Origin of the sequence: Streptomyces sp. NPDC086835, from assembly GCF_044745705.1 — a bacterium.
Lineage (GTDB): Bacteria > Actinomycetota > Actinomycetes > Streptomycetales > Streptomycetaceae > Streptomyces.
The window spans coordinates 155,762-168,450 of record NZ_JBIVAU010000009.1 but is presented as its reverse complement, the minus strand read 5'-3'; the positions used below and the strand labels follow the sequence as shown (position 1 = coordinate 168,450).

Sequence of the window (12,689 nt, the reverse complement as noted above, 5' to 3'; positions counted from 1 at the left end):
TGGCAGGTCAGCTTCCTGCGCCGGTCCGCCCCCAGTCGGGCCCGACCGCCGCCCAGGCCCGGTCGAGCGCGGCGTGTCTGCGGCGCACCAGCCGCCAAAGGACCAGCCTCCTGGCGCATTCGACGAGCACACCCCAGGCCAGAGCGGCGCCGACGCCGGCGAGCGCGGCGTGCACCTCGGCGGTGGCCATGTCCATCGGGCGGGGCACCATTCGGCCGGAACCGTCCGTCCACACCCGGAACGTGTCACCCGGGCGGGGCGCCGGCAGCGTGGTGGGGACCGTGCCGGTGTGCCGACTGCCGTCCGGGGCGGTCCATTTCGCGGCGACCGCCCTGCGGCGTTCGTCGGCCGCGGCGGTCTCGGGATCGAAGGCGGCGGGCCGCGGGAATTCGGCCGGCCCGAGCACGGTGGCCGTCGTGGCGTGCCGCTGGGCGCGCTGGACGCGGATCGACTGGCGCAGCGACTCCTCTGTCAGCGCGCCGGTGACCCAGCCCACCGCCGGGGCGGCCGTGACGACGAGCAGGGCGGCGACCAGCGCGAGCCATGCCTCGTACAGATCGGTGGCACGCCTCAAGGGATTGCGGCGCCAGCGCCAGATGCCGACGGCTGCCCGCACTTTCCGCACCCCCTTCCCTTGTCCGTGATGGCCCGGCAGGGCACGGCACAAGCGCGGGTGGTGCGATGAGGAACGTCACCCCGCGAGCCGTGCCGCGCACTGTCCAACGAGCCTGCCACCGCGATCGGTTCCCGTCGGGCGGGCGACATCGATAGCGGGTCCAGGGCATGGTCGGTCTCGCGCGGGCGGAGGGAACGGGGCCGGTCGCTCTGCGTGATCAGGAAGGAGTGAGCCGGTGACGGTCTCATGTACGTGGCGCACGTGGGTACATGAGCGCACGGCGAGGTGATTCGTCAGTGCGCGGGGCAGATCTCCGGTGTGCCCTGCTCGTCGAGCGGCGGCCCGCCCTGCCTCCGCGCCGGAGCACTGTCCGGACGGGCCGCCCTCGCCGTCGCTCAGTACCCCCGGCCCTGGTACGGGCGGTTGTACGGATCCTCGTAGGGCGCGGGCGCCGGAGCAGGACGCGCCGCCGCCGGCCGCATGGCCTCGTAGCCGGTGGACACCGGCCGCTGCGGCTGGGACTGGTACTGCGGTCCCGGATAGCCGCGGGGAGGGCCCGCCTGCTGCGGGATGTACGGGGCGGGCGCCTGCTGCAGCGGGACCGGCTGGTGCATCTGCTGCGGGTAACCGTAGGAGGGGGCGGGATGGGAAGGTGCCGCCGGGAGGGCGGGCAGGGCCGCGGGGAGCGCCGGCAGGTAGCTGTTGCCGGTGTCGTATGCGGCAGGCACTCGGATCGGGGCGATCTGAGGGGTGCCCCGCTCCGCGACCAGGGAGTCGTAGATCGGGGTGTCGGGAAACGCCGGCGCGGAGTAGTAACCGCCGCCATAGGTGGCGCGGGGGGAGGTCATGGCACATAAGTTAAGCCCACGATGTGCTGGTTGGGGAGCCCGATAAGAGGGTTGTTTCATCAGCTGTGAGTGACCACGGTTCACTAATGTGGGCGAAGTTGGGGGAAACGGGCTTCCTGGCGGCCCGTGATCGTGTAAAGCGCAAGCTGAGAGAGGGTTACCGACGGGTCGGCCCCCCTGTGGGGGATGTATGCGGAATAGGTTGACGATGAACGATCTTCCGGGCGCAACGAATCGAGATGGGGGAGAGCATGTCCATGCTTAAGGGAGCGAACACTCCGGTGTCGGTGCGCAGTGTCCGCGTCGAGCTGGGCTGGCGCTCCGGACCGGGGGTGCCCGACGTCGACGCGTCGGCACTGCTCCTGCTGTCGTCGGGGAAGGTCCGTTCGGACAGCGACTTCGTCTTCTACAACCAGCCGGCACACGCCTCGGGAGCCGTACGGCACGAGGGCAAGCAGTCGGCGGCCGGCGCCACGACCGATTCCGTCGCCGTCGACCTCGACCGCGTCGAGAGCTCGATCGAGCGCGTCGTGCTGGCAGCCTCCGCCGACGGTGGCACCTTCGGGCAGGTGCCCGGCCTCCACATCAGGGTGCTCGACGCCGGCTCCGGCGCCGAGATCGCCCGCTACGACAGCCAGGACGCCACGGTCGAGACGGCCTTCGTGCTCGGAGAGCTCTACCGGCGCCAGGGTGCATGGAAGTTCCGCGCCGTCGGTCAGGGCTACGGCACCGGCCTCGAAGGACTCGCCACGGACTTCGGCATCACCGTCGACGAACCGCAGCAGGCCGCTGTCACCGAGGCCGCCGTCACCCAGGCCACCCTGCCGGCGGTAACACCGCCCGTCGCCACCCCGCCGCCCCCGCCGGTGGCACCGCCCGCTCCGGCCCCCCACGCCGCGCCGCCCGCGCCGCCGGCCCCGGTACGCCTTACGAAGGTGACGCTGACCAAGGAATCGCCGAGCGTCTCCCTCACCAAGCAGGGCGGCACCTCCGGCGCGATGCGTGTCAACCTCAGCTGGCAGGTCCGCAAGCAGTTCCAGGGCTGGGGCGCCAAGCTCGGCCGCGCCATCGCCATGCACGGCGACCTCGACCTGGACCTGTGCGCCCTCTACGAGCTCTCCGACGGCCGCAAGGGCGTCGTCCAGGCCCTCGGCAACGCCTTCGGGGCGCTGAACCAGCCCCCGTTCATCCATCTCGACGGGGACGACCGCACAGGCGGGACCCCGGGAGAGAACCTCACCATCAACCTCGACCGCCGGCAGGACATCCGCCGCATCGTCATCTTCGTGACCGTCTACCAAGGGGCCCGGAGCTTCGCCGACCTCGACGCGACGGTGACGCTGCAGCCGCAGCACGGAGCGGCGATCGACTTCTCCCTCGGCGAGTGCACCGTCCCCTCGACGGTCTGCGCCCTCGCCCTGATCACCAACACCGGCTCCGACCTCGTCGTCCAGCGGGAGGCCCGCTTCCTCGTCCCGGAACGCGGTGTCAGCCCGCAGCGCACGATCGACCACGCCTACGGCTGGGGCATGAACTGGACCCCCGGCCGCAAGTAGCGGCCCCTGTGTGCGCCCGCCCCGCCGGCACCTCCGGCGGGGCGGGCGCCGTTTCACGCAGGAGCCGGCACCGCGCCGCGCTCAGGCGTCGCCGGCGGCCGTGGGCCGCGCGTAGGTGCGTCCCTTCCACGCGGCGCCCCGACCCCGGTAGTGCTGCACCGCGGAGTCGACCGTCATCAGGAGGTAGAGCGCGGCGGTGAACGGCAGGGTCAGCGCGAGAAGCGGCGGCTGGCGGTAGTAGCGCAGCATCGGCAGGTACGTGCCCGCCATCACCGCCCACGCCGCCGCCCCCGCCCACGCGGCCACCGCGTCACCGCCGAGCAGCCCGGCCGACAGCGCCGCCGGCGGGGTGAGATACACCAGCGTCAGCCCGGCGACGGTCCCCGCCAGCACCGGCGGGCTGTGACGCAGTTGGGCATAGGCGCTGCGCGACACCATCCGCCACAGGTCCGCGAGCCGCGGGTACGGACGCACGCTGTCGACCCGGTCGGCCAGACCGAGCCAGATCCTGCCGCCCGAGCGCCGCACGACCCGCGCCAGGGAGACGTCGTCGATCACCGCCTGGCGGATCGAGTCGGGGACACCGGCCCGCGTCGCGGCCTCCGTACGCAGCAGCACACAGCCGCCCGCCGCGGCCGTGGTCCGCGCCCCTTCCTTGTTGATCCAGCGGAACGGATAGAGCTGCGAGAAGAAGTACACGAACGCCGGTACCACCAGCCGCTCCCAGCCGCTCGCCACCCGTAGCCGCGCCATCTGGGACACGAGGTCCAGCCCGCCGGTCCGCGCCGCGGCGACCAACTCCCGCAGACTGTCCGGCGCGTGGGCGATGTCGGCGTCGGTGAGCAGCAGGAACTCCGGGTCGCGTTCTCCCGCGGCCTCGATGCCGTGCCGCAAGGCCCACAGCTTCCCGGTCCAGCCGTGCCCGGGCTCGCCCGGCGTCACCGACCGCAGCGGCAGGCCACCGTGCCGCGCCGCCAGTGACCGTGCCAGGTCCCCCGTACCGTCACCGCTGTTGTCGTCGACGAGCACGATCTCGGCCCGGCCCGGGTAGTCCTGGGCGAGCAGCGTCGGCAGGCTCACGGGAAGCACGTCCGCCTCGTCCCGTGCCGGCACCACGACAGCGACATCCGGCCAGTGCTCAGGGTCCTCCCGGTCCGGCAGCCGCTGGTCGGTCCGCCAGAAGAAGCCCTGGCCGAGCAGCAGCCACCCCCAGGCGGCCAGCGATCCGACGGCGGTCCAGGCAAGAGCGCTCATCCGCCGCAGTCTGCCCCACGCGAGGCCCGCCGTGACGGCGGTCGACTATGGTGACCGGGTGAAGATCGCGCTCATGGATTCCGGTATCGGCCTGCTGGCGGCGGCGGCCGCGGTGCGTACGCTGCGCCCCGACGCCGATCTGGTGCTGTCCTCCGACCCCGGCAGCATGCCCTGGGGCCCCCGTACGCCCGACGATGTCGCCGGGCGAGCGCTGACCGTGGCGCGGGCGGCCGCCGCGCACCGGCCCGACGCCCTCATCGTCGCCTGCAACACCGCTTCCGTGCACGCCCTGCCCGCCCTACGGGCGGAGCTCGAGCCGTCGATCCCCGTCATCGGTACGGTCCCCGCGATCAAGCCCGCCGCGGCGGGGGGCGGTCCGGTCGCGATCTGGGCGACCCCGGCGACCACGGGCAGCCCGTACCAGCGCGGACTGATCAAGGAGTTCGCCGGCTCGGTCGAGGTGACCGAAGTTCCCTGTCCCGGTCTCGCCGACGCGGTGGAGCGGGCGGACGAGGACGCGATCGACCGGGCCGTCGCCGCGGCTGCCGCGCTCACCCCCCGCGACGTCCGGGCCGTCGTCCTCGGCTGCACCCATTACGAACTGGTCTCCGAGCGCATCCGGGCCGCGGTCCAGCAGCCTGGCCTGCCGCCCATCGTCCTGCACGGCTCGGCGGGAGCCGTCGCCGCGCAGGCCCTGCGCCGGATCGGTACGGAGCCCGCGCCCGACGCGGCGCCGAGCGGCCGGCTCACGGTCCTGCTCGGCGGGACGGAAGCCACTCTCACGGCGGAGGCGCTCGGCTACGCGGAAGGCCGCCTGCTGCCTGCGGTGACCCCCGCGCGCTGAACCGGGCCGACGCCCTTTAGCGGGCGTCGAACGCCACCTGCGACCTAGGACGGCACCGGGCGTCGAACTCCGCCCGCGAGCTGTGACGACACGGTCGGGCCGGTGGCCCGTCGGCGCCCGTACTGCTGAGGCCATGGGGCGCCGAGCGGGTGTGTTTCCCGCCCTTGTGGTCGTTTCGTCGCATCAGTGCTGGTTGTCCGGATGCTGGGTAGGGTCCTAGGCATGAGGCACCACTTCCGCCACGAGGGGCGCGGCTCGGAGCCCCTTCCAGAGGTCTGGACCGGCCGGGCGACCAACCGCATGCAGTGGCTGCTCGCTGTGGCGGGCGTTGCCTGTCTGGCCCTCGGCATCAAGCTGGCCGTCGACGCCACGTGGACCACCGGCATCGCGGCGATGCTGATGGCGGTCATCGGCTGCGTCGCGGCAGGCCTCATGATCCTTTACGGGACGCTCGCCTTCGTGCACGTGGCGGTCAAGATCGACAGCCACGCGCTGGACGTGCGCTGCGGCCACATCGGCGTGCCACGCCGGCACATCCCCCTGTCGCACGTGGAGAGCGCGGAGTTCGTCCACCGGGTGACGCCCCGGCAGTGGGGCGGCTGGGGCTGCCGCTGGCGTCCCGAGCGGGGCACCGCGGTGGTCGTCCGGCGCGGTGAGGGCCTGGCGGTCACACTCAGCGACGGCGGCAGGTTCACGGTGACGGTCGACGACGCGGCCATGGCGGTACGGGTCATCCGCGCCAGGATCAACCACCTCAAGGCGACCGGGGCGCCGGGGGCGAGCCAGGCGCCAGGGGCGTGACCCCGCCCGCGTCACCCCGGTCTTCCATGACCGGCCCAGTGCCTCACCGGGCGAGTCCGGTGACTCCGCGTTCTCCTGGCACGCGTCCGTGCCCTGCCATGGCCTACAGGTCGTGTCCTTCGCGGGGCGGACGTGCCGTGGCCAGTCCCGCCAGCAGCGCCGCACCGGTCGTGACGGGGGCGAAACTCAGTACGTTGCCGACACAGGCCAGTACCGCCACTGCCGTGAGCGTGGCGGCGGCGCTGAGCGCCACCGGCGCCGGGCGGGGCGAACGCCCGAGCCCGTACAGGACCCAGCCGAAGACCGCCGCGAGCAGCGCGACGCCGACCACTCCCTGCTCCGCCGCCTGCTGGAGCGGTGCCGAGTGGGGCTTGCTCCCCGAGGCCGGCGACTGGACGGAGGTGGGACTCAGCCGGCCGAATCGAGCGGGACCGACGCCCCGGACGGGGTCCTGTTCCGCCAGGGTGACGGCGTCCCGCCACAGAGCGACCCGGTGCTCGGTGAGGGACGCCTCCACCGACGTGGCGAGGCCGGAGGGGAGGGCGTTCTCCGCGACGGCCCAGGTGGTTCCCGCGACGATCCCCGTAGCCAGCGCGAGTGCCGCGAGAACGGCGGTGCGCCGGCGGATCCGGGCCGCGGCGAGGGAAGACAGCAGTACGGCCAGGCAGACCGCGAACGCGGGCACGGACGCCAGCACGAGCGCGGAACAGGCCACTGCCGACGCGAACAGGCGTGACGCCGTCCTGCCGCCCCCCGTCCGGGCTGCGGACGCCGCGCAACAGGCCGCACCCGTGCCGAGCACCAGGAGGGCGGCGACGGCGCCCGCCTGTCCCAGGGGCGTGACGGCGCCGGCGGCGGCTCCCGGTACCACCCCGTCGTGGGACACGACGGCGACAGCGACGGCCCCCGCCGCGGTGACGACGAAGCCGGCGACCGGAAGGAGCGAGCCCGAGATCCGTCCGCATGCGTACCCCGCGGTGACGGCGAACACGGCGAGCAGCACGCCTTCCGGCCGCCCCTCCCGTCCGCCGGCGCTGACCAGCGACCACACGGCGCAGCCGACGAGGACGACGACCCCCGCCGCGTCCGTACCGCCGCGGCGGTCGCGACCCGCGTCCGCACCCTGCCCGCGACCGGGGTGCGAGCCGCGTTCCGGGTGCGAGTGCGCGCCGTCCCCGCGTTCCCGGCCCGTCTCCGGATCGCTTCGGCGTTCCCGGCCCGTGGGTGGACCGCCCGTTGAACCCATCCCGTCGCCCCCCGACTGTGACGGGCCCCGCGCGGCCGGAGCGGGCCGGACGCCGAAGGGCGCCCGATGCGCGACAGCCGGAACCGACCTGAACGGCTCGTGGTGTGCGCGGGACCGGCGAACACGCTAACGGGAGCCTCGGACATGTGGGGAGTGATTGCGGAGAAACGTTGCTGCTGGGTGAGGCGGACGTGACTGCACCGCTCACAGGCCTCCGCCGTAGACTCCGCCAGGTGAGCGCCATCATGACCTCCGTCGACGCCCCCGGCCCCGCCTCCACCGAGAGCCGGCCGCTGCTGCGCCGGTTCGTGCGCCCGGGCGCCGCCGCGCTCTCCGGCCTGCTGCTGTTCGCGAGTTTCCCGCCGCGTCCGCTGTGGTGGCTGGCCGTCCCGGCGTTCGCCCTGCTCGGCCTGACGCTGCACGGACGCCGTCCGCGGTCCGCGTTCGGACTCGGCTATCTCGCGGGCCTGGGCTTCCTGCTCCCCCTGCTGTTCTGGACGGGCGAGGAGGTCGGCCCGGTGCCCTGGCTGGCGCTGGTCGCGGCGGAGGCGCTGTTCGTGGCGTTCGCCTGCATGGGCATCGCCCTCGTCTCACGGCTGCCGGCGTGGCCCGTGTGGGCCGCCGCCGTCTGGATCGCCGGCGAGGCCGCACGCGCCCGCGTACCGTTCGGCGGCTTTCCGTGGGGCAAGATCGCCTTCGGTCAGGCCGACGGTTTCTTCCTGCCGCTCGCAGCGCTCGGCGGCACCCCCGTGCTGAGCTTCGCCGTCGTGCTCTGCGGATTCGGCCTCTACGAGTGTGCGCGGCAGGCGTTCGCGCACCGCCGCGGCGGGGCCGTTCCGCGCATCGCCGCCGTGACGGCGCTGCTGGCCCTCCTCGTGCCCGTCGCCGCGGCCCTCGCCTCCCGGCCGCTGGTCGACGACTCCGCCGAGGACGGCACCGCCACCGTCGCCGCGATCCAGGGCAACGTCCCCCGGCTCGGTCTCGACTTCAACGCCCAGCGCCGGGCCGTCCTCGACAACCACGCCCGCCGGACGGAGCAGCTTGCCGCGGACGTGGCGGCCGGCAAGGAACCGCGGCCGGACTTCGTCCTGTGGCCGGAGAACTCCTCCGATCTCGATCCGTACCGCAACGAGGACGCCCGCCTGGTGATCGACCGGGCGGTCAAGGCCATCGGCGTGCCGACCGTCGTGGGCGCCGTGCTGACTCCGGAGACGGGCAAGCTCCGCAACACCCTCATCGAGTGGGACCCCTCCCGCGGGCCCGTCGACACCTATGACAAGCGCCATGTGCAGCCGTTCGGCGAGTACATCCCGATGCGGTCCGTCGTACGGGTCTTCAACTCCGACGTGGACCGGGTCCGGCGCGACTTCGGGCCCGGGCACGAGGTCGGGGTCTTCGACCTCGCCGGCACCCAGGTCGGCCTTGTCACCTGCTTCGAGGCGGCCTTCGACGACGCCGCCCGCGACACCGTCACGCACGGGGCGCAGCTCATCTCCGTGCCGAGCAACAACGCCACCTTCGGCCGGAGCGAGATGACGTACCAGCAGCTGGCGATGTCCCGCGTGCGTGCCGTCGAACACAGCCGGTCCGTCGTCGTCCCGGTCACCAGCGGTGTCAGCGCCGTCATCATGCCCGACGGGGAGATCATCGAGGAGACGGCGATGTTCACGCCGGACGCGCTGGTCGCCGAGGTGCCGTTGCGCTCGTCGCTCACGCCTGCGACCCGGCTGGGCAGCGCGCCCGAGCTGGCCCTGGTGCTGCTCGCGGCCGGCGGTCTGGCCGCGGTCGCCGTCGGCGCCGTGCGGACGCGGCGGCGCGCGACGGACGAGGCGACCACAGCAGCGGACAAGGCCTGAGCCCGCCGGACGTCCGGCCGGCGTGCGCGCTGTGGGTCCCGGCCGGGGGGAGCCCGGGTGCCGTGCCGGGGCGTGGAGGCGTTCGGCCGGTCCGGCCAGGGCCAGAGGTAGGGTCCGGGCATGGCAACTCCCGACTTCATCCGCGCCATCCGGGCGACCGCCGGCCACCAGCTGCTGTTCCTGCCCGGTGTCAGCGCCGTCGTCTTCGACGACGCGGGGCGGGTGCTGCTGGGCAGGCGCGCCGACACGGGCAACTGGTCGATCATCGGCGGCATCCCGGAGCCCGGCGAGCAGCCGGCCGTGACGGCGGCACGCGAGGTGTACGAGGAGACCGCCGTGCGCTGCGTGGCCGAGCGGGTCGTGCTGGTGCAGGCGCTGCCGAGGCCCGTCACCTATCCCAACGGTGACGTGTGCCAGTACATGGACATCACCATGCGCTGCCGTGCCGTGAGCGACGCCGCCGAGGCGCGGGTCAACGACGAGGAGTCCCTCGAGGTGGGCTGGTTCCCCGTCGACGCGCTGCCGGAGCTCCAGGACTTCGCGATCTTCCGGATCAAACATGCGCTGTCCGAAGGACCAGCATGGTTCGAACCCACCAAGGCGTAGTGAAGTATGGGTTGCGACCACATCGGTCGGCGGGTGATCGCTGCCTAATGTGCCGGACATGACCGCGCCCACCACACCGCCCGGCACCGCCGTCCCCGCAGCCGCGGCGTCCCCCCTGTCCGTCGACCTCGGCGGCCGTACCGCCCTTGTCACCGGTGCCGCGGGCGGCATCGGCCGCGCCTGCACGCTCCGGCTCGCGGCCGCCGGGGCCAAGGTCAGAGCCGTCGACCGGGACGCCGAAGGACTGGCGGCGCTCGCCGCGGAGAGCGAGGGCCTCGCCGGGGCCGTGGAACCGTACCTGCTCGACCTCACCGACCTGGACGCCGCGGAGGCGGCGGCCGCCGGCACGGACATCCTCGTCAACAACGCGGGACTGCAACTGGTACGGCCCATCGAGGACTTCCCGCCGGACGTCTTCCACACCGTGCTCACGGTGATGCTCGAAGCCCCGTTCCGGCTGATCAGGGGCGCGCTGCCGCACATGTACGCACAGGGCTGGGGCAGGGTCGTCAACATCTCGTCCGTACACGGACTGCGTGCCTCCGCTTACAAATCCGCCTATGTGGCCGCCAAACATGGCCTCGAAGGACTCTCCAAGACGGCCGCCCTCGAGGGCGCACCGCACGGCGTGACGTCCGTCTGCGTGAACCCCGGCTATGTGCGCACACCTCTCGTCGAGAAGCAGATCGCCGACCAGGCCGCCGCGCACGACCTGCCGGAGGACCGTGTGCTCACCGAGGTCCTCCTCAAGGACTCCGCGATCAAACGGCTCGTCGAGCCGGAGGAGGTGGCCGAGGCCGCCCTGTACCTCTGCTCGCCCCAGGCCTCCTTCATCACCGGCACGTCCCTGACCCTGGACGGCGGCTGGACGGCGCACTAGTCGTATCGATCACGACACATGTCACGACAGGTGTATCGATCACGAGCGGATCCAGGTCCTGTCGTCGGGCCTGGGGCCGCATCGTTGTCCACAGGGCTGGTGCGACCGCCCGTACGGCAGGAATCCTGTGTCCATGTCCCACGATCAAGCCCACTACCTGGAGCTCCTCGCACGCGGCGCGGCCGCGGAGGCGTACGACAGGCCGTTGCTCCTCGCCCGCGCGGACGGCGCCGGGCCCGAGCAGCTGGCCGCGCTCGAACACGCCAAGCAGCTGGCCCTGCGGGTGCGGGCGGAGCTGGAGGGGCGGCGGCGCCGCGAGGCGGAGCTGTCCGCCCTCTTCGAGACCGCGCACGATCTCGCAGGTCTGCGCGACCTCGACGCGGTGCTCCGGGCGATCGTGCAGCGGGCCCGGTCGCTGCTGGGCACCGAGGTCGCCTACCTCAGCCTCAACGACCCCGCGGCCGGCGACACCTACATGCGCGTCACCGAGGGCTCGGTGTCGGCCCGCTTCCAGCAGGTGCGGCTCGGCATGGGGGAGGGGCTCGGCGGACTCGTCGCCCAGACCGCCCGGCCCTATGTGACGGACAGCTACTTCGACGACGCCCGGTTCGAGCACACCGGGACCATCGACGCCGCGGTCAAGGACGAGGGCCTCGTCGCCATCCTCGGCGTACCGCTCATGCTCGGCAGCCAGGTCATCGGCGTCCTGTTCGCGGCAGACCGGCGCGCCAGGGTCTTCGAGCGCGAGCAGGTCGCGCTGCTCGCCTCCTTCGCCGCCCACGCGGCCGTCGCCATCGACACCGCCAACCTCCTTGCCGAGACCCGCTCCGCGCTCGCCGACCTCGAGCGGGCCAACGCGATCATCCAGGACCACAGTGGCGTCCTGGAGCGCGCCTCGGACGTCCACGACCGGCTCACCGAACTGGTCCTGCGCGGCGGGGGAGTTCAGGACGTGGCCGCCGCGCTCTCCGAAGTCCTCGACGGCACCGTCGAGTTCACCGAAGCCGGCCCGGACACCACCGGCGCGGGCGGCCACGCGACACGGCACGGCGACGACTGGGTCGCGGCCGTCGCCGCCGGAGGCGAGGTGTTCGGCTCGCTGGTCCTGCGCGGACACCCCGCACTCGACCCCGTCGACCGGCGCACCCTCGAGCGCGCCGCGATGGTCACCTCGCTGCTCCTGCTCGCAAGACGGTCGGCGCACGACGCCGAACAGCGCGTCCGTGGCGAGCTGCTCGACGACCTGCTCGACGCCCCGGACCGCGATCCGCGGCTGCTGCGCGAGCGGGCCGCCCGGCTGCGCGCGGACCTGGACGTCCCGCATGTGGTGCTCGCCGCCCGGATCGACGGCACGGCGGACGAGACCGCCACCCGGGCCGAGGCCACCCGCGCCGAGCCCGCCGCCGGCCGCAAGCCGGGCGCGCGCAGCGGCTCGTGGACCCGCACGGGTGCCCACGCCCGTGCGGGCTCCCCCGACGGCGCCGCCGCCTCCGCGCGCGAGACGGCGGACCGCCAGCGCCTGTGGTCCGCGGCCTCGCACCTGGCCGCGACCCGTTCCGGTCTCGCCGCCGCCCGCGACGGCGGCACGGTCCTGCTGCTGCCCCTCGGCCCCGGCGACACGGCGGCGGACCTCGCCCGCCAGACCGCCCGGCAGCTGGGCGGCGCGCTCCGTGAGCCGGTGACCGTCGGCGCCTCCTCGCCGGTCGACTCACCGGCCGGGGACCCAGCACCGGTTGCCGAGGCCTATGCCCAGGCCCGCCGCTGCCTCGACGCCCTGCGCCTCCTCGGCCGCTCCGGGGAGGGTGCCGCGGCGCAGGACCTGGGGTTCCTCGGACTGCTGTTGGCCGACCCCGGGGACATCGACGGCTACGTGCACCGCACCATCGGGGAGATCGTCGACTACGACCGGCGGCGCGGGACCGACCTGGTCGGCACCCTGGACGCCTATTTCGCCAGTGGCATGAGCCCGGCCCGCACCAAGGACGACCTGCACGTCCATGTGAACACCGTGGCCCAACGGCTCGAGCGCATAGGCCGGTTGCTCGGCCCCGACTGGCAGTCGCCGGCGCGGTCCCTCGAGATCCAGCTGGCGCTGAGGCTGCACGCGATGTCGTCGTCGGCCGGCTCCTGAGACCGCCCGTCCGTAGACGCGGGCCCGCGAGTCCCCGTTCTTCGGCGTACG

General features: G+C 73.4%; 11 protein-coding genes. 7 read left to right on the top strand and 4 right to left on the bottom strand.

All coding sequences use genetic code 11. From position 1 onward, the window contains the following. Window positions 1-7: 7 nt before the first annotated feature. Window positions 8-616 (bottom strand): hypothetical protein, encoded by a 609-nt coding sequence (locus ACIPJI_RS26795; RefSeq protein ID WP_307710264.1) that lies wholly within the window; start codon window positions 614-616, stop codon window positions 8-10. 395 nt (window positions 617-1,011) lie between these two features. Next, on the bottom strand, window positions 1,012-1,464 hold the full coding sequence (locus tag ACIPJI_RS26790) for a DUF6643 family protein (protein WP_159694321.1): 453 nt from the start codon (window positions 1,462-1,464) through the stop codon (window positions 1,012-1,014). A gap of 251 nt (window positions 1,465-1,715) precedes the next feature. On the opposite strand from ACIPJI_RS26790, the gene ACIPJI_RS26785 reads away from it, so the two are divergent. Continuing rightward, window positions 1,716-3,020 carry a TerD family protein gene (locus tag ACIPJI_RS26785; protein ID WP_356620431.1) on the top strand — a complete coding sequence of 435 codons (1,305 nt, stop codon included), beginning with the start codon at window positions 1,716-1,718 and terminating at the stop codon, window positions 3,018-3,020. Between the two features lie 81 nt (window positions 3,021-3,101). On the opposite strand, the gene ACIPJI_RS26780 is transcribed toward ACIPJI_RS26785, so the two are convergent. Beyond that, complete coding sequence (locus tag ACIPJI_RS26780; protein WP_402249335.1) at window positions 3,102-4,274, bottom strand: glycosyltransferase; 1,173 nt, start codon at window positions 4,272-4,274, stop codon at window positions 3,102-3,104. Between the two features lie 58 nt (window positions 4,275-4,332). Here ACIPJI_RS26780 and ACIPJI_RS26775 point away from each other — a divergent pair, with 58 nt between their 5' ends. After that, the gene (locus ACIPJI_RS26775; RefSeq protein WP_356620433.1) at window positions 4,333-5,118 is read left to right on the top strand and encodes an aspartate/glutamate racemase family protein; all 786 of its coding nucleotides are present in this window, start codon (window positions 4,333-4,335) and stop codon (window positions 5,116-5,118) included. Window positions 5,119-5,340: 222 nt separating this feature from the next. Continuing rightward, window positions 5,341-5,919, top strand: coding sequence for a hypothetical protein (locus ACIPJI_RS26770; protein WP_307705050.1), 579 nt, complete (start codon window positions 5,341-5,343; stop codon window positions 5,917-5,919). Window positions 5,920-6,022: 103 nt separating this feature from the next. On the opposite strand, the gene ACIPJI_RS26765 is transcribed toward ACIPJI_RS26770, so the two are convergent. Continuing rightward, window positions 6,023-7,165, bottom strand: a complete 1,143-nt coding sequence (locus tag ACIPJI_RS26765; protein WP_402249333.1) for an O-antigen ligase family protein — start codon at window positions 7,163-7,165, stop codon at window positions 6,023-6,025. Window positions 7,166-7,398: 233 nt separating this feature from the next. Here ACIPJI_RS26765 and lnt point away from each other — a divergent pair, with 233 nt between their 5' ends. The 4 genes from lnt (at window position 7,399) to ACIPJI_RS26745 (ending at window position 12,638) form a co-directional block, all read left to right on the top strand. Next, window positions 7,399-9,021, top strand: coding sequence for an apolipoprotein N-acyltransferase (lnt, locus tag ACIPJI_RS26760; RefSeq protein ID WP_356620435.1), 1,623 nt, complete (start codon window positions 7,399-7,401; stop codon window positions 9,019-9,021). Between the two features lie 120 nt (window positions 9,022-9,141). Continuing rightward, complete coding sequence (locus ACIPJI_RS26755; RefSeq protein WP_402249331.1) at window positions 9,142-9,627, top strand: NUDIX hydrolase; 486 nt, start codon at window positions 9,142-9,144, stop codon at window positions 9,625-9,627. Window positions 9,628-9,685: 58 nt separating this feature from the next. Further along, entirely contained in the window at window positions 9,686-10,507 is an 822-nt protein-coding gene (locus ACIPJI_RS26750) for a 3-hydroxybutyrate dehydrogenase (protein ID WP_402249329.1), read from the top strand. A 133-nt stretch (window positions 10,508-10,640) separates the two neighbouring features. Further along, a complete protein-coding gene (locus ACIPJI_RS26745) occupies window positions 10,641-12,638 on the top strand; it encodes a helix-turn-helix domain-containing protein (RefSeq protein ID WP_402249327.1) in 1,998 nt (665 codons plus the stop codon). Window positions 12,639-12,689 lie beyond the last annotated feature (51 nt).

Excerpts from the sequence above, each read along its gene's own strand:
- ACIPJI_RS26790 (WP_159694321.1), bottom strand. The coding sequence starts at position 1,464 with ATGACCTCCCCCCGCGCCACCTATGGCGGCGGTTACTACTCCGCGCCG.
- ACIPJI_RS26785 (WP_356620431.1), top strand. The coding sequence starts at position 1,716 with ATGTCCATGCTTAAGGGAGCGAACACTCCGGTGTCGGTGCGCAGTGTC.
- ACIPJI_RS26780 (WP_402249335.1), bottom strand. The coding sequence starts at position 4,274 with ATGAGCGCTCTTGCCTGGACCGCCGTCGGATCGCTGGCCGCCTGGGGG.
- ACIPJI_RS26770 (WP_307705050.1), top strand. The coding sequence starts at position 5,341 with ATGAGGCACCACTTCCGCCACGAGGGGCGCGGCTCGGAGCCCCTTCCA.
- ACIPJI_RS26765 (WP_402249333.1), bottom strand. The coding sequence starts at position 7,165 with ATGGGTTCAACGGGCGGTCCACCCACGGGCCGGGAACGCCGAAGCGAT.
- ACIPJI_RS26755 (WP_402249331.1), top strand. The coding sequence starts at position 9,142 with ATGGCAACTCCCGACTTCATCCGCGCCATCCGGGCGACCGCCGGCCAC.
- ACIPJI_RS26750 (WP_402249329.1), top strand. The coding sequence starts at position 9,686 with ATGACCGCGCCCACCACACCGCCCGGCACCGCCGTCCCCGCAGCCGCG.
- ACIPJI_RS26745 (WP_402249327.1), top strand. The coding sequence starts at position 10,641 with ATGTCCCACGATCAAGCCCACTACCTGGAGCTCCTCGCACGCGGCGCG.